The sequence below is a fragment of the Rhodococcus sp. NPDC004095 genome, from assembly GCF_053604015.1.
This window is the reverse complement of the sequence record NZ_JBSGGS010000007.1, coordinates 77,785-102,050: the sequence shown is the minus strand read 5'-3', so window position 1 is coordinate 102,050 and position 24,266 is coordinate 77,785. Positions and strand designations below refer to the sequence as shown.

Genomic DNA, 24,266 nt, shown 5'->3' with positions numbered 1-24,266 from the left:
TTTGTTCATTACCGATCCGGCTCATTGCTGACCCGCTCTGGCTCGCGCGCGACGAACCCGACCGACAGCCTGCCATGCCGCCGGGACAGCACCAACCTGACATCCCGTCCGCCGCCGCCGAGGGCGACACCGCCCTGGCCTCGCCACCGCCCGACGAGGTCGTCGGCGGCCCGCAACTGCGGCTCGGTCAGCCCGTTCACGCCGCTGACCTGCAACCATTCGCGCAGGGCGCGGCGACGGATCGCCGGGTGGGCGGTGACGAGGACCTCGGTGTCGAGTTCGTCACGCCCCGTTTCCAAGTGCACGGTCGCGGCGCGCCGCAGTTCGGTGGCCGCCGCGTCCAGCACCTCGCCGTCCTCGCGGAGCTGTTCGGCGGTGCGGGCCAGCGCCGGGGCCACGCCGCCGCCGAGGATCTGTTCGAGCAGCGGCAGTGCCTCGGTTCGCACCCGGACCCGGGTGAACGCGGGACTCGCGTTGTGCGGGTCCCGGTGGGGCTGCAGTCCCAGTTCCGCGCAGGAATGGTCGGTGACCGCGCGGCGGACCCTCAGCAACGGTCGCCCCCACGGGTCGTTCCACTCCCGCATCCCGGCGATCGACCGGGGTCCGGACCCGCGGGCCAGCCCGAGCAGCACCGTCTCCGCCTGATCGTCGAGGGTGTGACCGAGCAGCACCGGGCGCCCGTCACGAGCCGCGTCCAGCGCCGTGTACCGGGCGCTGCGGGCCGCGGCCTCGAGCCCACCCTTCCCGGTCACGTCGACCGGCAGCACCCGGGCCGAGGCGCACCCGAGCAGACGGGCGCGGCCGGCGGCCTGCTCGGCGACCCGATCGGAGCCGGCCTGCAGCCGGTGGTCCACGACGAGCGCGTGCACGGGCCCTGCCTCGGCGACGGCGGCGGCGGTCAGGGCCAGCGAATCGGCGCCTCCCGACAGCGCGACCGCGACGCCGTCCAACGGACGGTGTGCTGCGACCCAGCGCCGGACCGCGTGTCGTACCTCGAGCAACGCGGGCCCTTCGGGCAGTCGCGGCGGGCCGCCGGTCGTGCCCGCCGGCGGGCCGTCGGTCATGACAGGACCCGGCCGATCCACGCCTTCGGGTTCTCGATCTCACCGGTGCGCGGCAGGGTCTCCGGGCCGGTCCAGATCGTGTTGAACGCGGCCATCCCGACCTCGCCGACCACCGCGTCGACGAACGCCTTGCCGCGCACGTACTGCGCCATCTTCGCGTCGATCCCCAGCAGTGCCCGCAGCAGTCGCTGGAGTGGATTGGTCTGGCGGGAGCGCCGCGCGTCGAACGCGCGCCGGATCCGGGCCACCGACGGGACGACGTCGGGCCCGACCGCGTCCATCACGTGGTCCGCATGCCCCTCGAGCAGGGTGCCGAGCATCAGCAGCCGGTCCAGCGCCTCGCGCTGCGGTTCGGCCTGGGTGGCGCGCAGCAACCCGAGCACGCCGCGGTCCTCGGGGGCCTGCTCCTGACCGGATCGTCGGGCCCGCAACGCCGAGGCGAGCCTGCCGATCAGGTCGGCGACCGAGTCGTCTCCGGCCGCGCCGAGGGTCGCGACCGTCTCCCGCATGTGGTCCGCGATCCAGGGCGCGGACGAGAACTGCACCCGGTGCGTCACCTCGTGCAGGCACACCCACAGCCGGAAGTCAGCGGACGGCACCTTGAGGGCCCGCTCCACCCCGACGACGTTCGGCGCCACCAACAGCAGGGTGCCGTGTTCGCCGGTGAACGGGTCGTACTGGCCGAGGATCGCCGACGACAGGAAGGCCAGCATCGCGCCGGCCTGCACACCGGCCGGGCGGCCGCGCAGCAGACCGCTGTCGGTGTCGGTGTCGTCGCCGGTCAGGTTCGCCATCGACGCGGACGCGGCCCGGATCCAGCCGGCCCGGTCCACCACCCGCGCCTGCGGGACCGGCAGTCCGTCGGCGAGCCCGGTCACGTCGCGGACGGGGCCCTCGGCGCGCACCGAGGCCTCGGACAGTTCCGCGACGACCGCCTCGGCGGCCGCACGACTGGTGCGCGGACCGGGGCGGACCAGGCGGACGCCGGTGCGTGCGGCCAACTCCCAGTCGACCGCGCCACCGAGTCCCCCGGACCGCTCACCGGTCATGTGCACCCGCAGGACCGCAGTGTGGAGGCGATGGCGTCGAGGGCGGGTCGGCTGACGTCCGGCGATCGGTCGTTCGACATCAGAGAGAAGGTCAGCACCCGGTTGCCGACGTCGGTGACGTACCCGGCGAGGGCGCTGGCCTGCGAGAGGGTGCCGGTCTTCGCGCGCACCCAGCCGGCGCCGGAGCCGTTGCCGTACCGCTCGGAGAGGGTGCCGGTCGCACCAGCGACGGGCAGGTAGTCGAGCATCGGCCGCAGCTTCGGCTGGGCGTCGCCGGTCGCGGCGGTCAGGACCTGGTCGAGCAGGCGGGCCGGGATGCGCCCGTCCACCGACAGTCCGCTGGCGTCGTGCAGGGTGACGCCGCCCAGGTCGAATCCGGCCCCGGCGAGGGTCTTGGTGATCGCCGCGGTCGCGCCGGCGAACGAGGGTTCCGAGCCGACCTGCTCCGCGACCTCCCGGCCGATCGCCTCGGCGAGCACGTTGTCGGAATGCCCCATCATCTGGGCGAGCCGGTCGCGCAGCGGCGCGGACTCGACCGACGCCAGCGGCGCCGCGCCGGACGGCGCCGTGCCGAGGGTGACCCGGTCGGGGGCGACCCCGAACGCGGCCGCGAGGGCGCGCCCGGTGTCGAGCGCGGGTGTTCCGCTGCGCGGGGACTCGTCCTCCAGCGGTTGCAGGCGGGCGCCGTCGAGCATCACCGGTTCGATCGGCGCGATGTACCCGGCGGCGACGTCGCCGGGTGACCAGCCCTGTGCCATCGGCGGTCCGGCATAGGCGCCGGTGTCGACGACGACGGACTGCACGGCGGCGCCGGCGCCGCGGATCTGCGTGACCAGGTCCTCGAGTCGCGGCGCGCCCGGATAGAAACCGGGCTGCCCGGCGGGCTGGGCGGTCAGCGTCACGTCGCCGCCGCCGACGAGCACGATCTGGCCGGGCTCGGCGCCCTGCACGACGCGGGTGGCGACGCGATGTTCGGCGGGCAGCGCCAGCAGCGCCGCCGCCGCGGTGAGCACCTTGGTGGTGGACGCCGGGATCATCGGCGTGTCGGGGCCCTGGCTCCACAGCACGGTCCCGGAGATCGCGTCGGAGACGACGCCGGTGAACGATCCGAGCGCGGGGTTGGCGAGCGCGGGACCGAGGGCCGCGGCCAGGGCCGCGGGGCTCGGCGCCGGGGCGTCCGCGGGGACCGGCGCGACCTGCGGTGTCGCCAGCACCGGGGGCGGTGCTGCGACCGTGGTGGTGACTGCGCTGGCGCCGAAGCCCAGGTCCGGGCGCTGCACGACGAGCACCGCGACTGTCGCGCCGATCGCCACGACAGCGACCGTCCCGAGCAGGATCCGGACCCGCTTCCGTCGTTGCGCGGCCAGGGACCCGATCTTGCGGTCCTTCGCCCCTGCCTTCGCCAACGTCCCTCCGATTGGTCGCTCCATGTAGTTCACCGCCATTATCCCTGACGGGCTACCCTGTCGATCGCACCATCCACCTGAAGGCAAAGCGAGGAAACGCGTGTCGTTCGACGTCACCATCGAGATCCCGAAGGGTCAGCGCAACAAGTACGAGGTCGACCACGAGACCGGCCGCGTCAAGCTGGACCGCTACCTCTACACCTCGTTCGGCTACCCGGCCGACTACGGCTACATCGAGAACACCCTCGGCGAGGACGGCGATCCGCTGGACGCGATGGTGCTGCTGCCCGAGTCGGTGTTCCCCGGCGTCATCGTCGAGGCCCGCCCGGTGGGCATGTTCAAGATGGTCGACGAGGCCGGCGGCGACGACAAGGTGCTGTGCGTGCCCGCGGGCGATCCGCGCTGGGACCACGTCCAGGACATCTCCGACGTGTCGCAGTTCGAGCTGGACGCGATCAAGCACTTCTTCGTGCACTACAAGGATCTCGAGCCGAACAAGCACGTCACCGGCGCCGACTGGGTCGGCCGTGACGAGGCCGAGAAGGTCATCGCGGAGGCGTTCGACCGGCTGAAGGCCAACGGCGGCCACTGAGCTCGACTCCTATCGACTGAAGGTGCCCTTCGTTCGCGTCAACCGAACGAAGGGCACCTTCGGCCGTTCCGGGGGTGAGCGGGCTGCGGGCGGTGTCGGCAGCGCCCTCTACGATCACGCCCCGTGAGCGGATACGACGACCTCGACCCCTTCGGCGGCCTCGACCCTGCGGCGTTGCCGCCGCGGCAGCAGCAGATTCTCGTGACGATCCGGGACTGGGTGGTCGAGTACGGTTTCGCGCCGAGCACCCGCCAGCTCGCGGACACGGTCGGGCTGCGCTCCACCTCGACGGTGTCTCGGCACCTGAAGGCACTGGAGGACAAGGGATTCCTGCGCCGCAGCGCCGCGGTCTCCCGGCCGATCGATGTCCGCCCGTTCCTGCACGGCACCGCCACCGGCACCGCCTCTGACGACTCGGTGGCGGTGCCCGTGGTCGGCGATATCGCCGCCGGCGCGCCGATCCTCGCCGAGGAGCACACCGACGACGTGCTGTCCCTGCCTCGGGAGCTGGTCGGGTCCGGCACCGTGTTCGGGTTGAGGGTGCGGGGCGAGTCCATGGTCGACGCCGCGATCTGCGACGGCGACATCGTCGTGGTGCGCCAGCAGCACGAGGCGCATTCGGGTCAGATCGTCGCCGCGATGATCGACGGCGAAGCCACCGTGAAGGTGTACCGGCGGCGCGGCGGACACGTCTACCTGGAGCCGCGCAACGCCGCCTACCCGGTCATCGACGGCGACGAGGCCGTGGTGCTCGGCAGGGTCGTGTCGGTGATGCGGCGGGTCTGACCACGCGGTCAGAAGTCGACGGCGTCCCGGACGATCGGGCAGGTCATGCAGTGTCCACCACCGCGACCGCGCCCGAGTTCGGCACCGACGATGGTGATCACCTCCACGCCCTCCTTGCGCAGCGCCGAGTTCGTGTGGGTGTTGCGGTCGTAGGCGAACACCACGCCCGGTTCGACGGCGACGAGGTTGTTGCCACTGTCCCACTGCTGACGCTCGTTCGCGTAGTGGCCGCCGCCGGTCGGAACCACACGCAGTTTCTTGAAGTTCAGTGCTTCGGCGACGACGTCGACGAACGGCTTGCTCTCCTCGGTCACCTCGGGTGCCTTGTCTCCGGGGCGCAGCGAGAAGGTGTGGATGCCGTCGACGATGTCCGGGAAGACGGTGACCAGGTCGCGGTCCGCGAAGGTGAAGACGGTGTCCAGGTGCATCGCGGCGCGCAGTTTCGGCATCCCCGCGACGATCACCCGCTCGGCGGCGCCCGCGTCGAACAGCGACTGCGCCACCTGGGTGATCGCCTGCCGGGAGGTCCGCTCGCTCATTCCGATGAGCACCGCGCCGTTCCCTACGGGCAGCACGTCGCCGCCCTCGAATGTGGCCATCCCCCAGTCCTGTTCGGGGTCGCCCCACCACACGGTGGCCGCGGTGAAGTCGGGGTGGAAGGTGTAGATCGCCCTCATCAGCAGGGTCTCGTCGTGCCGCGCCGGCCAGTACAGCGGGTTGAGGGTGACGCCGCCGTAGATCCAGCAGGTGGTGTCCCGCGTGTAGAGGGTGTTCGGCAGCGGCGGCATCAGATACTCGCGGACACCGGACTGCTCGCGGGCCAGGGAGAAGTAGCCGGGACGGAAGTCGTCGGGCAGGTCGGAGGTGGCCAGGCCGCCGATCAGGAACTCGGCGAGGGTCCGGTTGTCGAGGCTCTCCAGGTAGGCGCGCACGTCCTCGACCAGGCCGAGTCCCACCTCGTTCGCGACGATCTTGCGGTCCAGCAGCCAGTCCTTCGCCCCGGGCACCCCGAGGGTCTCGGTGAGCAGGTTGTGCAGCTCGACGACCTCGACGCCGCGGTCCCGCATCTTCGTCATGAAGTCGAAGTGGTCCCGTTTGGCGTTCTGTACCCACAGGACGTCGTCGAAGAGCAGGTCATCGCAGTTGCTCGGGGTGAGCCGCTCGTGGGCGAGGCCGGGAGCGCAGACCAGCACCTTGCGCAGGGTGCCGACCTCCGAGTGGACGCCGAGGGTAGCGGGGACGGTCATCGTTGCACTCCTAAATGGTGATCGTGCCGGTCGCGAGGCCGACGATTCCGGCGATGGCGCCGAGGGTGACGGCGGCGAAAAGCGCCGCCTCCCAGGGGGAGAAGAGTCGCTTGCCCGCTTCTCGGCGGGTGAGTACGAACAGAATGGTGCCCGGCGCGTAGACGATGCAGGACAGCAGCAGGAACTCGAGTCCAGCCGCGAAGATCATGAACGCCGTGTAGAAGGTGGCGACGGCGGCGAAGATCAGCTCCTTGGTGCGGTTTTCCGGGTGCAGCTCGTCGTAGGTCTCACGGGTCCAACCCAGCTTGAGCGCGTACGCGGCGGCGAGCAGATACGGCACCAGCGACAGCGCGCTGCACAGCTTCAGCGTGAAGGTGAACGCGTCGTCGGAGAACAGCGTGGTGACCAGCACGAGCTGGATCAGCACCGTGGTGAACAGCAGCGCCACCATCGGCACGTTGCGGCCATTGGCGCGCGCCAGGAACGACGGCATGTCGCGGTCTTCTGCGGCGACGAAGAGCACCTCGGCGGCCATCAGCGTCCACGCCAGGTAGGCGCCGAGCACCGAGATGATCAGCCCGATGCTGATGAACCAGGCACCCCAGGTGCCGACCGCGGACTCGAACACCCCCGACATCGACGGCTGCTGCAGCTCGGCCAGCTCGTCGCGCGGCATGATGCCGTACGACACCATCGTCACCGACGCGAAGATGGCCAGCACGCTGAGGAATCCGAGCACCGTGGCGCGTCCGATGTCCTCCCGCCTGCGGGCGTACCGGGAGTACACGCTCGCGCCCTCGATACCGAGGAAGACGAACACCGTCACCAGCATGGTCGCGCGGACCTGCTCGAACAGCGACTCCGAGTAGGCGTCTCCACCCATGAAGTTGTCGGCGAAGACTCCGGCGTCGAAGTAGAACAGCATGATCACGATGAAGACCAGGATCGGGACCAGCTTGGCGACGGTGACGATCTTGTTGATCGTCGCGGCTTCCTGCACGCCGCGCAGCACCATGAAGTGGAAGGCCCAGATGCACACGGTCGAGAGCAGGATCGCGGGCACCGTGTTGCCCGCCCCGAAGATCGGAATGACCTGGCCGAGCGTCGACTTGATGAGCACCCAATAGCTGACGTTGCCCACGCACGTGCTTGCCCAGTACCCGAACGCCGAGAAGAAGCCGAGGTACTCGCCGAAGCCGGCCTTCGCGTAGGCGTACACACCGGCGTCGAGGTCGGGTTTGCGGATGGCCAGCGATTGGAAGACGAAGGCCAGCATCAGCATTCCGGTGCCGGCGATCGCCCAGGCGATCAGTGCGCCGAGGCCACCGGTCGCGGACCCGAAGTTCCGCGGCAGCGAGAACACGCCTGCACCGACCATCGACCCGACGACCATCGCCGACAGCGTCAGCAGCGGCATCTGTTTGGTTGAGGTGGTCTCCGTCGTCACAGGCGATCTCCACGTCTCCGGGGTTCAGCCGACCCGTTCGACGCGATCCTCGCAGCAGCCACGGCGGTTTGGCCGCACGCCACGCGGACGACCCCCGGCCTCGTGGCCGGAACCACTCAGTCGGTGTCGGCCGCAGCCGCCGCCCTGGCGCGGTCCGCCGCGATGGCCGCGAGACCGCCGCCCGTGCGCAGCGGCACTTCCTTCCAGAACAGCACCAGCACGAGCCCGATCAGGGACAGGACCGTCACGCCGAGGAACACCGTCGACATCGAGTCGGCGAAGCCGGCCTTGAACGGCTGCGCCAAAGCCGGGCTGAGCTGCTGGATCACCGAGCTGTCCTGCAGTACCTCGCCGGCGACGGAGGTGTCACCGTTCGCCAGGCCGGTGGCGAACGCGGTGTCGACGGGGTTGCTGCTGTGCACGTTCTCGGCGACAGCCTGACGGAAGGCCGAATCGGCGCCTGCGGACTGCAGCTCACCGGTGATGTTCGGGGTCATCTGCGCGAACAGGATGGACAGGAACACCGCGACGCCGAGGGTGCCGCCGATCTGGCGGAAGAAGGTGGCCGATGCAGAGGACACCCCCATGTCCTGCGGCGGGAGCGCGTTCTGGATGGCGAGGGTCAGCGGCTGCGTCACGTTGCCGAGGCCGAGGCCGATGAGTGCCATGGCGACCATCGCGACGGTGAGGGGACTGTCGGCATCGACGACGTACAGCATGAACGCGCCGACGGTGAGCATGACGGCGCCGGCCAGCGTGAAGACCCGATAGCGACCGGTCCTGGCGATCAGTTGCCCGGTCAGGATCGACCCGGCCCCCGAACCCAGCACCATCGGCATCATCTGCATTCCGGCGAGGGTCGGACTCGACCCGTGGACCACCTGTAGGTACTGCGGGAGCAGGGCGATCACCCCGAACGTCGCGGCGCCGACCACGGCCGAGATGGCGATACCCAGTGCGAAGGTGGAGTTGCGGAACATACGCAGGGGAAGCACGGCCATGTCCCGCATCCGTCGCTCGACGAGGATGAACGCGAGCACGCCGACCGCGCCGACCGCGTAGCACGCGATCGCCGGACCACTGCCCCAGCCCCACCCGCGGCCCAGCTCGGCCACGATCAGCAGCGGGACGACTCCGACCACCAGCGCCACCGTCCCCCACCAGTCGATCCGGACATCGGGGTGGCGCACCTTCGGCAGGTTCAGCACCTTCCACACCACGGCCAGTGCCAGCACGCCGATCGGGACATTGACGAGGAACACCCAGCGCCAGCCGGTGATCCCGGCGATGACGTCCTGCCCGGCGAACAATCCCCCGAGAACCGGCCCGAGCACCGCCGACGCACCGAACACCGCGAGGAAGTAGCCCTGGTACCTGGCCCGCTCCCGGGGACCGACGATGTCACCGAGGATCGCCAGTGCAAGCGAGACCAGACCGCCCGCACCGATTCCCTGGATCGCACGGAACACGGCCAGCATGTACATCGACTGCGAGGCCGCACACATCAGCGAACCGACCACGAAGATGATGATCGCGGCCAGATAGAACGGCTTGCGGCCGTACATGTCGGAGAGCTTGCCGTACAGCGGTGTGACCAGCGTCGCGGTGACGAGGTATGCAGTCGTGGCCCAGGCCTGCAGCGCATAGCCGTCGAGGTCGTCGGCGATGGTGCGGATCGCGGTCGAGACGACCGTCTGGTCGAGCGAGGCCAGGAACATGCTGATCATGAGCCCGGACAGGACGGCGAGGATCTGCCGGTGGGTGAAAACGCCGTCGCCGCCGGATTCGGCGGCGACGGTGGTGCTCTCGGCGGTGTCGGTCATCGGGCGTCCTTCGCGAACACCGGCCGCAGCCGCTCGTAATCCTCGACGAACCGGTCCAGCAGCCGGGTGAACTCACGGAGGTCGTCGACGGGCCAGTCGGCGAGGAGGCGGCCGAGTCGCTCGTTGCGCAGCGCCCGGATCCGGGCGGCCGCGTCCCGGCCGCTGTCCGTGACGGCGAGAACGCTGGCCCGGCCGTCGGTGGGGTCGGGTTGCCGCTCCACGTGGCCGCGGTCGACGAGTTGGGTGACCTGTCGGCTCACCGTCGAAGGATCCGTGTACATCGCCTCCGCGAGCGCGCTGGACCGCATCGGCCCGTCGTGGATGAGCCGGAAGAGGCAGGCGAACACCGCGGGATCGATGCCGTCGGTCGCCTTCGCGTGCGCGATGGTCCGGTCGCGCACCCGCTGCAGGCGGACCAGGTCGTTGCCGATCCTGTCAGCCAGGGGCGCAACGTCGTCCGGGGTCATCTGTCACTCCTTGCGTGCGTCACTCAAGCGTTTGGCGCCGCAAGTATGTGGTGTACCCCACCCCTCGGGCAACCGGCTGACATGCCTTTACCTCTGCACGGTCGGCCGGTCGCCCGGAGCGTCGGTGTCCCGGGGGGTCCCAGTGGAGTCAGCGGCCCTTGAATTCCGGCGCACGCTTCTGGAAGACCGCGGCCATCGCCTCGCCGATGTCCTCGGACGGCAGGAAGGCCGCGTTCCACGCCGCGACGTAGCGGAGGCTGTCGTCGACCTCGGAGCTGCGGCTGTGGTCGAGCACGTCCTTGATGCCGTGCACCACCAGCGGCGGGTTGGCGGCGATCTCGGCTGCGGTGGCGTGGGCGGCGGCCAGCACGGCGTCCGCGTCGTCGAACACGTCGTTGACCAGGCCGATCTTCTCGGCTCGGGCGGCGTCGATGTCCCGGCCGGTCAGGGCCAGTTCACGCATGTGGCCATCGCCGACGATGCGAGGCAGGCGGGCGAGACTGCCCATGTCGGCGACGATCGCGACCTTGACCTCCCGGACGCTGAACTTGGCGTCGGCGCTGGCGTAGCGGATGTCGGCGGCGGTGATCAGGTCGACGCCGCCGCCGATGCACCAACCCTGGATGGCGGCGACGACGGGCTTGCGGCAGTCGGCGACCGCGTTGATCCCGCGCTGCATCGCCTTGATGTCGCCGTGGAACGTGGTCCGCGGCGCCGCCTGCGCCTTGTCCCCGAGGACCGGGGCCATCATCGGTGCCATCGCGGCGAGGTCGAGGCCGAAGGAGAAGTTCTTGCCCTGGCCGGCGAGCACGATCGCGCGCACCTCGGGGTCGGCGTCGAGCGCGCCGAACAGCGGAACGAGCTCGCTCCAGAAGTCGGGACCCATGGCGTTGCCCTTGCCGGGTCCGATCAGCGTCACCTGGGCGACGTGGTCCTTGATTTCGACGGTGAAGGCCTTCAGGTCGAGGCTCTGAGCGCGTGCATCTTGAGTCATTACTCAAGAGTAACCACGCGGACCGTTCGTCGTTAAGCCTGTGAAAACTTCCGGCCCGACAACTGGCCCGACCGCAGCCGGCGTTTCACCATGAACCCACACGGATGCGCCGGGAGGTCACGATGCTGATGCACCAGGGAATCGGGCTGGACAGATTCAACGACCTGCCACACCGCAGCGCGATGCACGCCCTCTTCGAGTGTTGCTGCTCGGCGATCTGGGCGGGCCGGGTCGCCGCCGGGCGGCCGTACGCCACTCGCGAGGCGTTGCTCACCAGCGCCGACTCCGAACTGTTCGAACTCTCCCCGGCCGACATCGACAGCACCCTCCAGTGCCATCCGGCGGTCGCGCGGCGGGCCCACACCACCGCGTCCGCGCTCGAGCAGTGCGCGGTGTGGGCACCGGACGAGGCGACGATGCGGACCGTGCTCGCCGAGTGCGCCCGCTACGAGCAGCGGTTCGGATACCCGTACCTGTGGTGCGCGGCCGGCCGTGACGCCTCCGCACTGCTGAGCGACCTCGCACTGCGTCTGGCCCACTCCCCCGACATCGAACGCAAGACGATGCTCGGCGAACTGGCGAAGGTCAACCGCACCCGCATCGAGCGCATGCTCGGACCCGAGGGCGGCTACGACAACTACGCCTGACCACCCTCCGCTTCCGGCCCTCCCGTCCCCGACCGAATGGGCCATTCGGTCGGTCCATGTGAACGAATGGCCCATTCGTTCACCGGGGATGGAGGTCAGGTGCGGGTGAATGCACCGGCGAACACCCCGGCGACCGCGGCCTGCACGGCCCGCCGGTCCACCTGTTCCGGGTCGACGGCGTGCTCGAGCATCAGGCCGGAGATCAGCGCCATCACGGTGATCGCGAGGGTGCGAGCGTCGACGCTGTCCGCGATCCCCCACTCGACGGCCCGTCCGGTGATCAGTTCCTCGAGTTGTCCTCGCAGCGAGCGCCGCTCCCGCAGGTAGGCCTCCGCGATGGCCGGTTCACGGGCGGCCTGTACGCCGAATTCGAGCACGAGCAGTGCCCATCCCGGGTCACCGACGAGCCACGTGCTGATGGTCTCGCCACCCCGACCGGCCGCGTCGACCGCGCCGAGTCCGGCGATCTCGGCGAGCACCCGGCCCGCCACCTCGAGGGAGCGTTCGGCGAACAGCTCCGCGAACAGGTCCTGTTTGGACTCGAAATTGGAGTAGACGGCGCCCTTGGTGAACCCGGCCCGGCGGGCGATCTCGGCGAGCCGGGCCGAGGCGAATCCGCGTTCGGCGAACTCCTCGGCGGCGGCCTCGAGCAGACGCCGACGCACCTCGGTCCGGGACGGCCGGGACAGCGCCACCGGGCCGCCCTGTGACGCAGCTCTCGGGTCGTCATCCATTGTCGCGCTCGACTCAGTTGCCACGGTTGTCCACTTTCGCCCTTGACCTCGTGAATTCTGAATACCTACGGTATTCAATACCTTGGGTATCGGCAATGGCGTGGGAGCACCGAAAAACACATGAGCATCACAGACGTCGACGCGGCGACCGAAACCGCACCGCACCGGTCCACCAGTCCGACCGACCGCTACACCCCGCGTCAGATCCTGATCGCGGTGACGATCGGCGTACTGCTCCTCCAGCTCGGGTTCATCACGAGCTACGTCGCGGCGTTCCATCAGCCGACCCCGCGTGACATCCCGATCGCCGTGGTCGCCGAGGCGGGTCTGCCTGCAGGGATCGACCAGCAGGTGGCCGACCGGCTGAACGACATCGACGGTCACCCGGTGCAGGCGCGGGTCGCCGCCAGCACCTACGAGCTGCGCACGCTGATCGCCCAGCGCGAGGTGATGGGCGGGTACGCACTCGCCGCAACCGGTCCCGACACCCTGATCACCGCGAGCGGCGCGGGCACGTCCGCCGCATCGGCCCTGGAGGGCATCTTCACGAAGGTCACCGCCGAGCAGGGCCGCACCTTCGTGGTCCGCGACGAGGTCCCGGTGGGCGCGCACGACAACCGCGGACTGTCCGGGTTCTACCTGTCGATCGGCTGGGTGGTCGGCGGATACCTGCTGGCCGCGGCGATCGGCCTGCTGATCGGGGCGCCGCGGACGCTGCGCGAGGCCGGCCTGCACACCGCGCTCATGGCCGCGTACTCGCTGGCCTCCGGATTCCTCGGCGCACTGGTGACCACGAACCTGCTCGGCACCTTCACCGGGCACCTGCTGCCGCTGTCGCTGCTCGGCGCCGGGGTGGTGTTCGCGACCGGCATGTTCACGATGGGCATGCGCGCGGCTCTCGGCATCCTGGCCGTGCCCCTGGCGATCCTGATCTTCGTGGTGCTCGGAAACCCCAGCGCGGGTGGAGCATTCGGATCGAACGTGCTGCCCACCTTCTACGCGGCGATCGGCCGCTGGATCACCCCGGGCGCGGGGACGGAGGGGGTGCGCAGCATCGTCTATTTCCACGGCACCGGCGTCGGAGCCCCGATCGTGACACTCGTGGTCTACACCCTCGTCGGACTCGCGGCGGTGTTCGCCTGCACCGCCCGCGCCGCCCGCCGCCCGCATTCGGACTGAACCGGCGCTTCGGCGCGCACGAGATGCCCTGCGGTCATATGGTGGGGCATGGCGAGGACACTGCATCCGGACGCGGCGAATGTCGCGAGGACGCTGATCGCGCGGGGCCACCACGGGGTGGTGGTAACGCAGGACCAGCCCACCCACACCGCTGCCGAGGCGGCCGCGACCCTCGGCGTCGACATCGGGGCGATCACCAAGTCCCTGGTCTTCCTCCTCGACGACGAGCCGGTCCTGTTGCTGGTCTCGGGTGCGCACCAGGTGGACGTCGAACGCACCGGCAAACGCCTCGAGGGCTCGTTGGCCCAGGCCCCCGCATCACTCGTGCGGGAGGTGACCGGTCAGCCGCTCGGCGGTGTCGCCCCGGTCGGGCATCCGACCAACCTGTCCACCTACGTCGACTCCGCCCTCGAGGGGTATCCGGAACTGTGGGCGGCCGCGGGGCGTCCCGACACCGTGTTCCGGACCACCTTCCGCGAACTGATTCGAATCACCGCGGGTCTGGCCGTCGACGTCGACTGAGGACCGGCTTATAGTGGGGCAAACCGATTCTGGAGGCACCCGTGACCGTGCAGTGCTGGCGGCGTAGACACGTCGACCTGTGCCGTGTCACGTCGTGGCGCTGTCCGCGCTGATTCGACCCGGCGGCGCCCACCCCTGTGTGCGGCTTCCCGTGCCCCCTGAATCCGCACGCACGTGCATCCCGAAGTCACGTGCATCCCGAATCGGAGTACCTCATGCCACAGCCCCTGGAACCGCAGCACGACGACCGCGCCGCCGATCTGCCCGCGGACCCGCACACGGTCACGGCCGACCAGTACCGCACCGCGATGCGCAGCTATCCGGCGGGCGTCACGATCGTCACCCTCGACTCCGATTCGGGGCCGGTGGGTTTCACCGCGACCTCGTTCGCCTCGCTGTCGCTGGACCCACCGCTGGTGTCGTTCAACATCGCGCACACCTCGTCGTCGATCCGTGCGCTGCACGCGGCGGACTCACTGGTCATCCACCTGCTCGGCGAGCACCAGCGGCACCTGGCGCAGCGGTTCTCCCGCAGCGCCGACGAGCGCTTCTCGGACACCTCGCTGTGGAAGCGACTCGAGACCGGGGAACCGGTGCTGCACGGCACCCCGATCTGGCTCCGCACCACCGTGCATCAGTTGATCCCGGCGGGCGATCACACGCTGGTGATCGGGCTGGTGACCCGGATCCACGACGAGAACGACGCGGAGGCCGCGGCCGCTCCACTCCTCTACCACGGCGGCCGCTACCACCGGTCCAGCCCACTCGACGAATGACCGTCGCCTCCAACGGCATCCACGTCGAACGGGAATGTCACGGCCCGCACTGACCCGGCCGTCACACCCGATCCATCCGACATCGGAGCCCCCATGACCGATTCGTCAGTTCCGAGGTCGAGCACCGACCTCGTGCTCACCATGCAGTTCTCCGGATCCGCCGACCGCGGTCAGTTGACAGCGCTCGCCGATGCACTGCGCGTCAGCGCGCGTGAACTGTTGCCGGGCGTCGCGGTGCGCGCGGGCGTCGATGCGACCGCCCCACTGCTGATCGATCTGCCCGCTCGGGAAGCGCGACTCGACGGGGCGCCGATCTCACTGAGCCACACCGAATTCGAGATACTCTCGCACCTGGCCAGGCGGCCGCGTGAGGTCGTCTCGCGTCGCCGGATGCTGCAACTGAGCGGCACCCTCGGCGAGCGTGACCGCGCCGGGCGCAGCGTCGACGTGCACGTCTCGCGGGTCCGAACCAAGCTGGGCCGCTTCGGCGGACAGGTGTCGACGGTGCGCGGGTCCGGCTACCGCTTCGATCCGGACCCGCGTATCCATGTCGTCCTGGGGTGACGTGGTCACGCGTCGCCGACGACAGGCAAACCCCGTTTCGTTCTCCACCGGCTGAAGGCCACCTTCAGCCGTGAGGGGTCACGCCCGGAGCGGCGCGCGGCGGGTCAGGACGCGAGCGCGCGCCGGTCGGGTGACAACCCGAACTGCCCGAGAACCTCGCCGAGGACCGCGGACGGCTCGGTCACGCCACCCTCGTGCAGCATGGGCAGCACGTCGTCGACGACGCGGTCGAGCACCCTGGGCAGGACCAGGGGCAGCAGGGTGACACCGTCCGCCACTCCGGCGGCGCGGATGTCGGCGATCAGACCGGCCAGGCCGGACGGGGTGCCGATGTACGAGAGGGACTCCGGCACATGGGGTTCGATCAGGCCGGCATCCAGGCGGGCCAGTTCGCGCCGGGCGGCACGGTGATCGTCGGCGAGGAGCACCTCGACGTCGAGCAGGACCGCGACCGTGTCGGGGTCGCGGCCGTCCGCCGCCGCGCGGATGCGGGCGGTCTCGCGGCGCCGCTGCGCCTCCCCGAGGTCGCGGGCTCGCACCCGGATCACGGAGCCCGGATCCCCGACGAGATCGAGGGTGGAGGAGGTGAGCTGAACCCAGTAGTCACTGAGCCCCAAAGGGATTCGGAAATCGGTGTGGGCAGCCGACGCGGGGTGGTGGCCGGCGCCGGAGAGTTCGACGGCCACATGCAGCGGCCGGACAGGACGGGACGAAAACGATGCAGACATGACTGTCCTCGGGAAGGTGGTGGAGTGACGGGTCCGGCGAGGCCGAGCTCAGACCGGACACATACCCGAGGCGGTACGGCACAGGTCGACGTGCCGGCGGCACCACTGGCCACCGATCAGGTCCACCGCGTCCGTAGTCATGACGCCGATGTTACCGTGCAGGAACACCGTTCGTCGCGCGCAGCGCGGCGAACTCGCCGACTGCGGCGATCAGGCGATCGACGTCCGCGCTGCTGCTGCCGAGTCCGAGGCTGGCCCGAACCGCCCCCTCGGCGTACCCGAGGCGCGACAGCAACGGGTGGGCGCAGAACTTGCCGTCCCGCACTCCGATGCCGTGCAGGTCCGACAGGTGGGTCGCGACCGCGCGCGGCTCGGCGCCGGCGACGGTGAAGGTGACGATGCCGACGGCGTCCGGCGAGTCCGGCCAGATCCGCAGCACCCGGACACCGTCGATCGATTCGAGTCCGGCCGTGAGTCGGTCGCACAGCACGCGCTCGTGCAGCTCGACGGCGTCGGCGTCGAACCCGGCGAGTGTCTCGCATGCCGCGGCGATCGCGACGGCGCCGAGCACGTTCGGGGTGCCCGCCTCGTGCCGCTGCGGAGCGGCGGCCCACTGCACGGCGTCGATCTCGACGTTCTTGGTGGCGCCGCCGCCGGCAAGGTAGGGCTCGGCGGCGTCCAGCCAGTCGGCGCGGCCGACGAGGGCGCCGGCGCCGAACGGCGCGTACAGCTTGTGCCCGGAGAAGGCCAGGTAGTCGACGCCGAGCTCGGCGATGTCGACGCGGCGGTGCGGCAGCAACTGGGCGGCGTCGACCAGGATCCGGGCGCCGCACTCGTGGGCGATCCGCGCGAGGCGGGCGATCGGCAGCACCTCGCCGGTCACGTTGGAGGCGCCGGTGACGGCGAGCAGTGCCGCCGGGCGGGTGCACAGTTCGGCGACGATGCGCTGGACGGTTTCCTCGACGGTGTCCGCGGAACGGACGACGCGGGCACCGTTCCGGTTCCAGGACAACAGGTTTGCGTGGTGCTCGATGTCGAGGACGACGGTCTCGCCGGGCACGCAGGAGGCGAGCAGGTTCAGTGCGTCGGTGGTGTTGCGGGTGAACACCACGACGTCGTCGGTGCGGGCCCCGACGAAGTCGGCGACCACGTCACGGGCGCCCTCGTACCGCTCGGTGCAGACCTGGGAGGCGTAGCCGGCCCCGCGGTGCACGCTGGCGTAGAACGGCAGCAGCGACTGCACCCGCTCGGCGACGGCGGACAGCGCGGGGGCACTGGCGGCGTAGTCGAAGTTGGCGTACGCGATCGAAGTGCCGTCGGCGAGCGGCGCGATCAGGTCACTGCCACAGACCGGCGCGAAAGGCGCAGTGCCATCACAGTTTTCGTTGCGAACGGCGTCGGCACAGAGGGTGGTGTCGAGTACAGCAGTCATGGCGTCATCCCTTACGTCAAGGGACTCGTGCGGTGAGGGTTGATGCATCGAGTCCGCGCTTGCCGTGTCCGGTATTGGATTCACGGCCTGGTCGTCACCCGGGGCACCCCACCGCGGTGGAGGGTTGCCGGCCAGCAAGCCGGGGCTACGCGCTGGCACTCATGACCTGAGCCGAGAATGGCAGCCGTTCGGCCGCGCTGTCAACCCGGCCACACCGAGTTCGCTGTGACTTCCATCACCTCACGCTGCGCTCGGATGCCGAATCCCGGTGCGCGGCGTGCACTCCCGACCGGCACCGGACCTGCACCCGGAAATTGGTTTGAAAACCACACCGGAACTGCGGTTTCCTGGTTCGGTGACCACCGCAACCCTGATCAGTTTCGCGGGTGTCTGCCTGCTGCTGGCGATCATGCCCGGACCCGACTCGTTCCTCGTGCTGCGCTACAGCATCGGGGGCACCCGTTCGGGTCTCGCCGCCGCGCTCGGCGTCAGCCTGGGTGGTCTCCTGTGGGCCGCGGTCGTCGCACTCGGGTTGGCGACGCTGCTCGAACAGTCGGCGAGCGCATACCGGGTCCTCAAGATCGCCGGCGGCCTGTATCTGCTCTACCTCGGACTGCGGGCGCTGCAGCGCCGTCGTGCGGCGACGGTCGCGGACGCACCCGCCCCGGTCGCCGCGGCCACCCGCCCGGTTTCGGCGTTCGGGGCGGGGGTGCTCTCGTGCGCGCTGAACCCCAAGGTCGGCTTGTTCTACCTGGCCGTCGTGCCGCAGTTCCTCGGTCGGGTCACGCTCGGATCGGCGATGACGCTCGGTGCGGTGGAGGCCGCGGTCGCACTGGTCGTGATGAGCGGGTTCGCGGTCGCCGCGTCCCGACTGGTCGCTCTGCTGCGTAGCCCGCGGATCACAGCGCGGCTCGAGAGCGTGAGCGCAGGCATTCTCGCTGTGCTCGGCGTCGGCACCCTGGCATCGGCCGCCGGAAACGCCTGAGCCCCGTGCGCCGATATCCTGAACTGGCAAGTCGAACGTGCGGTGCATCGTGTCCGCTCGAATCCTGGAGGGCATGAAGTGTCGCGTTTTCGTCGCAAGTCCACCGCACTCGCGGCCGTGGTGGCCGCGGCGCTGTTGTTCGGCGGATGCTCGGACGGCGGCGACACCGGGTCCTCCGGCGCCGCGGCGTCCGCGACCCAGGAGTCCGAGGCGTCGATCACCTTCACCCCGGGCGACACCGACACTCCCGTGAACCCGCTGAGCCCGATCCGCGTCGACGTCACCCAGGGCACGCTGACGTCGGTGAAGCTGACCAACCCGGACGGCAAGGTCATCGACGGCATCACCACACCGGACAAGACGTCCTGGAAGCCCGCCGAACCACTCGGATACGGGAAGACCTACGACCTGGCCGTGGCAGCGACCGACTCCCGCGGCGTCGCGACCACCAAGGACACGACCTTCACCACCGTCGCGCCGAACAACCAGACCCGGCTGTACCTGAACACCACCGGCGGACAGTCGATCACGGACGGCGGCACGTACGGCGTCGGCCTCGTTGTGGTGGCGCACTTCGACGAGGAGATCGGCGACCGGGCCGCCGCGGAGAAGGCGATGACGGTCACCACCACTCCCCCGGTGCAGGGATCCTGGTACTGGCTCGACGACCAGAACGCGCACTGGCGTCCGCAGGAGTACTACGCACCCGGCACCACCGTGTCGGTGGACGCGAAGATCTACGGCACCCAGCTCGGGAAGGGCCTCTACGGCGAGCAGGACGAGAAGGTCTCGTTCCGGATCGGCGACTCGCACGTCTCGATCGCCGACGACGACACCAAGATGGTGACCGTCTACGAGAACGGCCAGGTGGTCCGCGAGATGCCGACGTCGATGGGCATGGGCGGCACCGAGACGATCGGCAACACGACGCTCTCGTTCTGGACGCAGCCCGGCACCTACACGGTGATGGACAAGGCGAACCCGGTGATCATGGACTCGTCGACCTATGGGCTGCCGATCAACTCGCGCCTCGGCTACAAGGAGTCGATCAACTGGGCCACCCGGATCAGCACCGACGGCATCTACCTGCACGAGCTGGCGTCGAGCGTGTGGGCGCAGGGCAACACCAACACCTCGCACGGCTGCCTGAACCTGAACCCGACGAACGCCCAGTGGTTCTTCAACTTCTCGCAGCCCGGCGACGTCGTCGAGATCCGCAACACCGGCGGCGCCCCGCTCGAGGTGTGGCAGAACGGCGACTGGAGCGTGCCGTGGGACCAGTGGCTGGCCGGAAGCGCGCTGCACCCGTGAGTCCTTCCGTCCCCCTGACGGGCCGGACGGACTCACGGGCACGGAGACTCCTCACATACCGATCGGGAGTCCGGCGTAGTTCTCGGCGAGTCCGGTGGAGCCGGCCGCGCTGCCGGCGATCCACTGCAGTTGCGAACGCTGCAACTGCGCGTCGAACGGATCGCCGCTCTGATGCAGCATGGTCGTCATCCACCAGGAGAAGTGGGTGCAGCGCCAGACGCGACGCAGTGCGCTCTCGCTGTAGCCGTCGGCGAGGGTCTCGTCGTCCTTGCGCAGCAACGCAATCAGCGCGGGTGCCAGCAAGGCCACGTCGGAGGCTGCGAGATTCAGTCCCTTCGCCCCGGTGGGCGGGACGATGTGCGCGGCGTCGCCGGCCAGGAAGAGCCGCCCGTGCCGCATCGGGGTCTGCACATAGCTGCGCATCGGCAGCACGCTCTTCTCGGTGATCGGTCCGGATTTCAGTGTCCAGCCGTCGATTCCATCGCCGAGACGCCGGCTCAACGCCTCCCAGATCCGGTCGTCCGACCACTCGGCGAGATCGGTGCCGTTGGGAACCTGGAGGTAGAGGCGGCTGACGGTGTCCGAGCGCATCGAGTGCATCGCGAAGCCGTCAGGGTGCCAGGCGTAGATCAGTTCGTCGGTGGACGGCGGCACGTCGGCGAGCACGCCGAGCCACGAGTACGGGTAGGTGCGTTCCCAGGTCCGGCGGACGCTGTCCGGAATTGCCGCCCGGCTCGGTCCGAACGAGCCGTCGCACCCGGCGATCACGGCCGCGTCGACACGGCGCTCCACACCTTTCGCGTCCACGAACGTCACGTAGGGCGAGTCGCTGTCGATGTCGTGCAGTGCGGTGTCGGTGACCTCGTAGAAGAACGGCTGGCCGGCGCCCTCGCGGGCCGCGACGAGGTCCTTGGTGACCTCGGTCTGCCCGTATACCCAGACACTGCGCCCACACAGTTCGACGAAGTCGACGTGGTGCCGTTCGCCGGGCGTCTGCAGATAGATGCCGCGATGCTCCTGGCCCTCGCGGCGCAGCCGCTCGCCGAGCCCGACGGAGTCGAGCAGTTCGACGGTCGAGTGCTCGAGGATGCCCGCGCGGATGCGGGAGAGCACGTAGTCCTGGGAGCGGGTCTCGATCACGACGGAATCGACACCCTGCTCGGCGAGCAGATGAGACAGGAGCAGGCCCGCGGGGCCGGCGCCGATGATGGCTACCTCGGTACGCATGACCGACAGTGAAGCGGCCACGCCGAGTGACGGCCAGCACATTATTTCACTGAGCGGAAGATCCCCCGCGGAGGCTGCGTTCGACGCCACGCGCGGCAACTTGGAGTGCGGCCACGAGCCGGGATCGATCCCGCGCGAGGGTCGGCACGACGAGCCCGAGGGCCGCGATCACCCTGTCGTCCGGCGCCCGGACCGGGACCGCCACCGAGCAGGCACCGAGGCTCATCTCCTCGCGGGTCTCCGCGAAACCGTCCCGGTGCACGCGACGCAACTGGTCCCGGAGCCGGCCCTGGTGGGTCACGGTGTACGGGGTGATCCGCGTCAGCGACGCCAGTACCGCCTCCTGGACGTCCGGCGGCGCGTATGCCAGCAGCACCTTCCCGACGGCGGTGGCGTGCAGCGGCAGGGTGGAGCCGATGGTGCTGACCACGGGCACCGACGCGTGACCTCGAAGCCGATCGAGGTAGAGCACCTGGGTGCCCTTGCGCACCGCGAGGTGCACGGTGGCGAGGGTGGCGCCGTAGACGTCGTGCAGGAACGGCGAGGCGATCTCGCGGATCCCGGTCTGGACCGGGGCGAGCAGGCCGAGTTCCCACAGCCGCGGGCCCACCACGTACTCGCCCGTGTCCCGTCTCGCCAGAGCCCCCCACGCCACGAGCTCGCCGACCAGCCGGTGCGCCGTGGGGACCGCGAGACCGGCACGTCCCGCGAGCGCCGTGAGCGTCTGCGCCCGATGCCCGTCGTCGAAGGCGCCCAGGATCGCGAGGACCCGGGAGACCACGGTCGTGCCCGGGGCGGCGGTGTTTCCGGCCATGCTCGACGTCCTTCCACTCAGTGAAAGACTACCCTCGCGGCGGCGCGCGGCGGCGCCCTAGCCTGCCGCTGTGACCACACCATCTGACCTCCGGGCGAGAGCATCCTCCGATGCCGCCGCATCGACCCAGTCGGAGATCCTCGCCGAGATCCGCGACATCGAGGCGGAATACACCGATGCCGGCGTGGAGGAGTTCCAGCCCCGCCTCGACTACCCGCCCTACCGGAGCAGCGTCCTGCGCCACCCGACGAAGGACCTGCACCACGCCGACCCCGAGGGCGTCGAGCTCTGGGCGCCGGTCTTCGGCAACCAGGACGTCGATCCCCTCGAAGCGGACCTGACGATCCAGCACCGCGGTGAGCCCGTCGGCGAGCGCACGGTCGTCACCGGCCGGATCGTCGACGGCGAGGGCAGGCCGATCGCCGGGCAGCTCGTCGAGATCTGGCAGGCGAACGCGGGCGGCCGGTACATCCACAAGCGCGACCAGCACCACGCCGCGATCGACCCCAACTTCACCGGCGTCGGACGCTGCCTCACCGCCGCCGACGGTTCGTACCGCTTCACCACGATCAAGCCCGGACCGTATCCGTGGCGGAACCACCACAACGCCTGGCGGCCCGCACACATCCACTTCTCGCTGTTCGGAACCGATTTCACGCAGCGGATGATCACCCAGATGTACTTCCCGGGCGACCCGCTGTTCGAGCTGGATCCCATCTTCCAGTCGATCACGGACCGGAAGGCGCGCGAACGCCTCGTCGCGCAGTACGACCACGACGTCACCTCGCACGAGTGGAGCACGGGCTACCGGTGGGACATCGTCCTGTCCGGCAGCGCCAAGACCTGGACGGAACCGGAGGATCACGCGTGAGCACCCACCTCGCCCCCACTGCCCTGCCCCCGACCCCGGGCCAGACGGTCGGACCGTTCTTCGGCTACGCGCTGCCGTTCGACGGTGACAGCGAGCTCGTCCCGCCCGCCCACCGCGAGGGCGTCCGCCTGCACGGCCGGGTGCTCGACGGCAACGGCGACCCGGTGCCGGACGCGCTGCTCGAGATCTGGCAGGCCGGCCCGGACGGGCGGGTCGTGCAACGTGCCGGCTCCCTGCACCGCGACGGCTGGACGTTCACCGGCTGGGGCCGCGCCTCGACCGACAACCAGGGCGCCTACTCGTTCTCGACGCTCGCTCCCGGGGTCGGCGAGGACGGCCGGCCGCCCTTCTTCGCGGTGACCGTGTTCGCACGAGGGCTGCTCAACCGGCTGTTCACCCGCGCCTACCTGCCCGCCGACGAGGGCGTGCTCGCCACCGATCCCCTGCTCGCGTCGCTCGAACCGCCGCGTCGCAGCACACTCGTGACGACCCGGGACGCCGACGGCTACGTTTTCGACATCCGGCTCCAGGGCGAGAAAGAAACGGTCTTCCTGACCTACCGTGACCGTTCGCCCGGCGCGACCTCCTAGCGGGCGCCGCCGATTCGCGACCGTAGCCACGCCATCGCCGGCATCCGGTAGCCGTCGATCCCCTTGTAGGCGGCGATATCCGCGGGCAGTTCCTCGACGATGTCGGCGAGCTGGCCGGCCCACTCGGGGACGGTCGCGATCTCGGCGAGCGGCGCCATGTAGGTCCGGATGTTGAACACCAGCGCGCCGGTCATCGGCAGCCGGATCAGGTGCTCGAGTTCGATGCGCAACTGGATGCGGCCCCAGTCCTCGTCGGCGATCAGGCGCGGCATGTCGTGCATCCACCGCGGCATCGTCTCGAGGCTGGTGTCTCGCAGCCGGGAGCCGACCGCCGAGAACGTCCAGTTGACCCGCCGGTACACCTGGTCAGTGGTGAGCCTGCGCATGAACTGCTCGGCTCGGCCGGTCACCCCGCCGGGTGTCAGTCCCGGTACCGGCCGGTGGATCTCGTCGAAGCTCATGCCGATGTCGAACTTGACCGACCAGTCCGCGGACGAGGTGACGAGCGCGGCGTCGAACCACAACCGGCCGTCGCGTTCGGTGAGCAGCAGGATGTCGTCCGGCACCTGCCGTCCGATGAACGCCAGGGGGTGCTCGGGCAGGGTCCCGGAATTACCGAGCAGGAAGTCCTGGTCGATCCCGAGAAGCCGATTCACCCAACGGTATTCGGTGCCGTCACGGTGCAGCTCCATCGTGTCCGGATACGACGACGCCAACTGCCCCATCAGGTAGAGCATCACGTCCCAGCAGGCGGGTGTCATGTGCGCAAGCACCTGTACCCGTTCCGGATCCGCGGCCAGCACCGCCGCGCGGAGCGTCATCATCTCGACGTAGTCCGGGCCGAGGTCCACGACGTGCTCGCCCCAGCCGCCGGTCGCGGTGGCGGTGAAACGCGGGGCGGGCTCGACGTTGACGGCGTAGCGGAAGGTGTTCTCGTTCTCGGGGAACGGCCAGGGCAGCCGCTCGAGGTCACTGGCATGCACACTCGTGGTCAAACGTCACTCCTTCGAT

General features: G+C 69.8%; 26 protein-coding genes and 1 riboswitch. Of the genes, 11 read left to right on the top strand and 15 right to left on the bottom strand.

Annotated elements, in window-relative coordinates:
- Positions 1-8: 8 nt before the first annotated feature.
- The 3 genes from tilS to dacB are packed head-to-tail and all read right to left on the bottom strand — an operon-like array spanning position 9 to position 3,543.
- Positions 9-1,064: a tRNA lysidine(34) synthetase TilS gene (tilS, locus tag ACWEPG_RS15285; RefSeq protein ID WP_450112363.1), complete on the bottom strand. Its 1,056-nt coding sequence runs from the start codon at positions 1,062-1,064 to the stop codon at positions 9-11.
- Entirely contained in the window at positions 1,061-2,113 is a 1,053-nt protein-coding gene (locus ACWEPG_RS15280; RefSeq protein WP_450112364.1) for a zinc-dependent metalloprotease, read from the bottom strand. Before ACWEPG_RS15280 ends, tilS begins: the two co-directional genes overlap by 4 nt.
- Positions 2,110-3,543: a D-alanyl-D-alanine carboxypeptidase/D-alanyl-D-alanine endopeptidase gene (gene dacB, locus ACWEPG_RS15275; protein WP_450112365.1), complete on the bottom strand. Its 1,434-nt coding sequence runs from the start codon at positions 3,541-3,543 to the stop codon at positions 2,110-2,112. The genes ACWEPG_RS15280 and dacB overlap by 4 nt, the downstream gene beginning before the upstream one ends.
- Positions 3,544-3,619: 76 nt before the next feature.
- Here dacB and ACWEPG_RS15270 point away from each other — a divergent pair, with 76 nt between their 5' ends.
- Both ACWEPG_RS15270 and lexA read left to right on the top strand, forming a co-directional pair.
- The gene (locus ACWEPG_RS15270) at positions 3,620-4,111 is read left to right on the top strand and encodes an inorganic diphosphatase (RefSeq protein WP_450112366.1); all 492 of its coding nucleotides are present in this window, start codon (positions 3,620-3,622) and stop codon (positions 4,109-4,111) included.
- A 123-nt stretch (positions 4,112-4,234) separates the two neighbouring features.
- Positions 4,235-4,897: a transcriptional repressor LexA gene (gene lexA / locus ACWEPG_RS15265; RefSeq protein WP_450112367.1), complete on the top strand. Its 663-nt coding sequence runs from the start codon at positions 4,235-4,237 to the stop codon at positions 4,895-4,897.
- Between the two features lie 8 nt (positions 4,898-4,905).
- Here the strand turns inward: lexA and arcA are convergent, their stop codons facing one another.
- The 5 genes from arcA to ACWEPG_RS15240 all read right to left on the bottom strand — a co-directional run bounded on the left by arcA (position 4,906) and on the right by ACWEPG_RS15240 (position 10,875).
- On the bottom strand, positions 4,906-6,144 hold the full coding sequence (gene arcA, locus ACWEPG_RS15260) for an arginine deiminase (protein WP_450112368.1): 1,239 nt from the start codon (positions 6,142-6,144) through the stop codon (positions 4,906-4,908).
- Positions 6,145-6,154: 10 nt separating this feature from the next.
- Positions 6,155-7,591, bottom strand: a complete 1,437-nt coding sequence (locus ACWEPG_RS15255; protein WP_450112369.1) for a basic amino acid/polyamine antiporter — start codon at positions 7,589-7,591, stop codon at positions 6,155-6,157.
- Positions 7,592-7,707: 116 nt separating this feature from the next.
- Positions 7,708-9,414, bottom strand: a complete 1,707-nt coding sequence (locus ACWEPG_RS15250; RefSeq protein WP_452594732.1) for an MDR family MFS transporter — start codon at positions 9,412-9,414, stop codon at positions 7,708-7,710.
- Positions 9,411-9,881, bottom strand: coding sequence for a MarR family winged helix-turn-helix transcriptional regulator (locus tag ACWEPG_RS15245; protein WP_450112371.1), 471 nt, complete (start codon positions 9,879-9,881; stop codon positions 9,411-9,413). The genes ACWEPG_RS15250 and ACWEPG_RS15245 overlap by 4 nt, the downstream gene beginning before the upstream one ends.
- A 148-nt stretch (positions 9,882-10,029) precedes the next feature.
- Positions 10,030-10,875, bottom strand: coding sequence for a crotonase/enoyl-CoA hydratase family protein (locus tag ACWEPG_RS15240; RefSeq protein ID WP_450112372.1), 846 nt, complete (start codon positions 10,873-10,875; stop codon positions 10,030-10,032).
- A gap of 122 nt (positions 10,876-10,997) precedes the next feature.
- Here ACWEPG_RS15240 and ACWEPG_RS15235 point away from each other — a divergent pair, with 122 nt between their 5' ends.
- Positions 10,998-11,522 (top strand): 2-oxo-4-hydroxy-4-carboxy-5-ureidoimidazoline decarboxylase, encoded by a 525-nt coding sequence (locus ACWEPG_RS15235; RefSeq protein ID WP_450112373.1) that lies wholly within the window; start codon positions 10,998-11,000, stop codon positions 11,520-11,522.
- Between the two features lie 95 nt (positions 11,523-11,617).
- On the opposite strand, the gene ACWEPG_RS15230 is transcribed toward ACWEPG_RS15235, so the two are convergent.
- A complete protein-coding gene (locus ACWEPG_RS15230) occupies positions 11,618-12,187 on the bottom strand; it encodes a TetR/AcrR family transcriptional regulator (protein WP_450112460.1) in 570 nt (189 codons plus the stop codon).
- A 189-nt stretch (positions 12,188-12,376) separates the two neighbouring features.
- Between ACWEPG_RS15230 and ACWEPG_RS15225 the strand changes: the two genes are divergently transcribed.
- From ACWEPG_RS15225 to ACWEPG_RS15210, 4 genes are all read left to right on the top strand, one after another.
- A complete protein-coding gene (locus ACWEPG_RS15225; RefSeq protein ID WP_452594731.1) occupies positions 12,377-13,435 on the top strand; it encodes a hypothetical protein in 1,059 nt (352 codons plus the stop codon).
- 48 nt (positions 13,436-13,483) lie between these two features.
- A complete protein-coding gene (locus ACWEPG_RS15220; protein WP_450112375.1) occupies positions 13,484-13,957 on the top strand; it encodes a YbaK/EbsC family protein in 474 nt (157 codons plus the stop codon).
- Positions 13,958-14,172: 215 nt separating this feature from the next.
- The gene (locus ACWEPG_RS15215; RefSeq protein WP_452594730.1) at positions 14,173-14,733 is read left to right on the top strand and encodes a flavin reductase family protein; all 561 of its coding nucleotides are present in this window, start codon (positions 14,173-14,175) and stop codon (positions 14,731-14,733) included.
- Between the two features lie 93 nt (positions 14,734-14,826).
- Complete coding sequence (locus ACWEPG_RS15210) at positions 14,827-15,297, top strand: winged helix-turn-helix domain-containing protein (RefSeq protein WP_452594729.1); 471 nt, start codon at positions 14,827-14,829, stop codon at positions 15,295-15,297.
- A 104-nt stretch (positions 15,298-15,401) separates the two neighbouring features.
- Here the strand turns inward: ACWEPG_RS15210 and ACWEPG_RS15205 are convergent, their stop codons facing one another.
- Genes ACWEPG_RS15205 through ACWEPG_RS15195 form a run of 3 tightly spaced genes read right to left on the bottom strand, consistent with a single transcriptional unit; the run spans position 15,402 to position 17,457 of the window.
- Entirely contained in the window at positions 15,402-16,025 is a 624-nt protein-coding gene (locus tag ACWEPG_RS15205) for a hypothetical protein (protein WP_452594728.1), read from the bottom strand.
- Between the two features lie 48 nt (positions 16,026-16,073).
- Positions 16,074-16,166 (bottom strand): putative leader peptide, encoded by a 93-nt coding sequence (locus ACWEPG_RS15200; RefSeq protein WP_450112379.1) that lies wholly within the window; start codon positions 16,164-16,166, stop codon positions 16,074-16,076.
- A 10-nt stretch (positions 16,167-16,176) separates the two neighbouring features.
- Positions 16,177-17,457, bottom strand: coding sequence for an aminotransferase class V-fold PLP-dependent enzyme (locus ACWEPG_RS15195; protein ID WP_452594727.1), 1,281 nt, complete (start codon positions 17,455-17,457; stop codon positions 16,177-16,179).
- Positions 17,458-17,507: 50 nt separating this feature from the next.
- Positions 17,508-17,624: riboswitch (SAM riboswitch) on the bottom strand.
- A gap of 188 nt (positions 17,625-17,812) precedes the next feature.
- Between ACWEPG_RS15195 and ACWEPG_RS15190 the strand changes: the two genes are divergently transcribed.
- On the top strand, positions 17,813-18,442 hold the full coding sequence (locus ACWEPG_RS15190; protein ID WP_452594726.1) for a LysE family translocator: 630 nt from the start codon (positions 17,813-17,815) through the stop codon (positions 18,440-18,442).
- A 78-nt stretch (positions 18,443-18,520) separates the two neighbouring features.
- The gene (locus ACWEPG_RS15185; RefSeq protein WP_452594725.1) at positions 18,521-19,753 is read left to right on the top strand and encodes a L,D-transpeptidase; all 1,233 of its coding nucleotides are present in this window, start codon (positions 18,521-18,523) and stop codon (positions 19,751-19,753) included.
- 51 nt (positions 19,754-19,804) lie between these two features.
- Here the strand turns inward: ACWEPG_RS15185 and ACWEPG_RS15180 are convergent, their stop codons facing one another.
- Positions 19,805-20,980, bottom strand: a complete 1,176-nt coding sequence (locus ACWEPG_RS15180) for a 4-hydroxybenzoate 3-monooxygenase (protein WP_452594724.1) — start codon at positions 20,978-20,980, stop codon at positions 19,805-19,807.
- Between the two features lie 46 nt (positions 20,981-21,026).
- Positions 21,027-21,794, bottom strand: a complete 768-nt coding sequence (locus tag ACWEPG_RS15175; RefSeq protein WP_450133236.1) for an IclR family transcriptional regulator — start codon at positions 21,792-21,794, stop codon at positions 21,027-21,029.
- Positions 21,795-21,864: 70 nt separating this feature from the next.
- On the opposite strand from ACWEPG_RS15175, the gene pcaH reads away from it, so the two are divergent.
- The gene (gene pcaH / locus ACWEPG_RS15170) at positions 21,865-22,665 is read left to right on the top strand and encodes a protocatechuate 3,4-dioxygenase subunit beta (protein WP_452594723.1); all 801 of its coding nucleotides are present in this window, start codon (positions 21,865-21,867) and stop codon (positions 22,663-22,665) included.
- Positions 22,662-23,255: a protocatechuate 3,4-dioxygenase subunit alpha gene (gene pcaG / locus ACWEPG_RS15165; protein WP_450133238.1), complete on the top strand. Its 594-nt coding sequence runs from the start codon at positions 22,662-22,664 to the stop codon at positions 23,253-23,255. The genes pcaH and pcaG overlap by 4 nt, the downstream gene beginning before the upstream one ends.
- Here the strand turns inward: pcaG and ACWEPG_RS15160 are convergent.
- Positions 23,252-24,250 carry a heme-dependent oxidative N-demethylase family protein gene (locus ACWEPG_RS15160; RefSeq protein ID WP_452594722.1) on the bottom strand — a complete coding sequence of 333 codons (999 nt, stop codon included), beginning with the start codon at positions 24,248-24,250 and terminating at the stop codon, positions 23,252-23,254. The two genes, pcaG and ACWEPG_RS15160, sit on opposite strands and share 4 nt — an antisense overlap.
- Positions 24,251-24,266 lie beyond the last annotated feature (16 nt).

Coding starts and splice junctions, on each gene's coding strand:
- tilS (WP_450112363.1), bottom strand. CDS start 1,064: ATGACCGACGGCCCGCCGGCGGGCACGACCGGCGGCCCGCCGCGACTG.
- ACWEPG_RS15280 (WP_450112364.1), bottom strand. CDS start 2,113: ATGACCGGTGAGCGGTCCGGGGGACTCGGTGGCGCGGTCGACTGGGAG.
- dacB (WP_450112365.1), bottom strand. CDS start 3,543: ATGGAGCGACCAATCGGAGGGACGTTGGCGAAGGCAGGGGCGAAGGAC.
- arcA (WP_450112368.1), bottom strand. CDS start 6,144: ATGACCGTCCCCGCTACCCTCGGCGTCCACTCGGAGGTCGGCACCCTG.
- ACWEPG_RS15250 (WP_452594732.1), bottom strand. CDS start 9,414: ATGACCGACACCGCCGAGAGCACCACCGTCGCCGCCGAATCCGGCGGC.
- ACWEPG_RS15245 (WP_450112371.1), bottom strand. CDS start 9,881: ATGACCCCGGACGACGTTGCGCCCCTGGCTGACAGGATCGGCAACGAC.
- ACWEPG_RS15240 (WP_450112372.1), bottom strand. CDS start 10,875: ATGACTCAAGATGCACGCGCTCAGAGCCTCGACCTGAAGGCCTTCACC.
- ACWEPG_RS15235 (WP_450112373.1), top strand. CDS start 10,998: ATGCTGATGCACCAGGGAATCGGGCTGGACAGATTCAACGACCTGCCA.
- ACWEPG_RS15225 (WP_452594731.1), top strand. CDS start 12,377: ATGAGCATCACAGACGTCGACGCGGCGACCGAAACCGCACCGCACCGG.
- ACWEPG_RS15220 (WP_450112375.1), top strand. CDS start 13,484: ATGGCGAGGACACTGCATCCGGACGCGGCGAATGTCGCGAGGACGCTG.
- ACWEPG_RS15215 (WP_452594730.1), top strand. CDS start 14,173: ATGCCACAGCCCCTGGAACCGCAGCACGACGACCGCGCCGCCGATCTG.
- ACWEPG_RS15210 (WP_452594729.1), top strand. CDS start 14,827: ATGACCGATTCGTCAGTTCCGAGGTCGAGCACCGACCTCGTGCTCACC.
- ACWEPG_RS15205 (WP_452594728.1), bottom strand. CDS start 16,025: ATGTCTGCATCGTTTTCGTCCCGTCCTGTCCGGCCGCTGCATGTGGCC.
- ACWEPG_RS15200 (WP_450112379.1), bottom strand. CDS start 16,166: ATGACTACGGACGCGGTGGACCTGATCGGTGGCCAGTGGTGCCGCCGG.
- ACWEPG_RS15195 (WP_452594727.1), bottom strand. CDS start 17,457: ATGACTGCTGTACTCGACACCACCCTCTGTGCCGACGCCGTTCGCAAC.
- ACWEPG_RS15180 (WP_452594724.1), bottom strand. CDS start 20,980: ATGCGTACCGAGGTAGCCATCATCGGCGCCGGCCCCGCGGGCCTGCTC.
- ACWEPG_RS15175 (WP_450133236.1), bottom strand. CDS start 21,794: ATGGCCGGAAACACCGCCGCCCCGGGCACGACCGTGGTCTCCCGGGTC.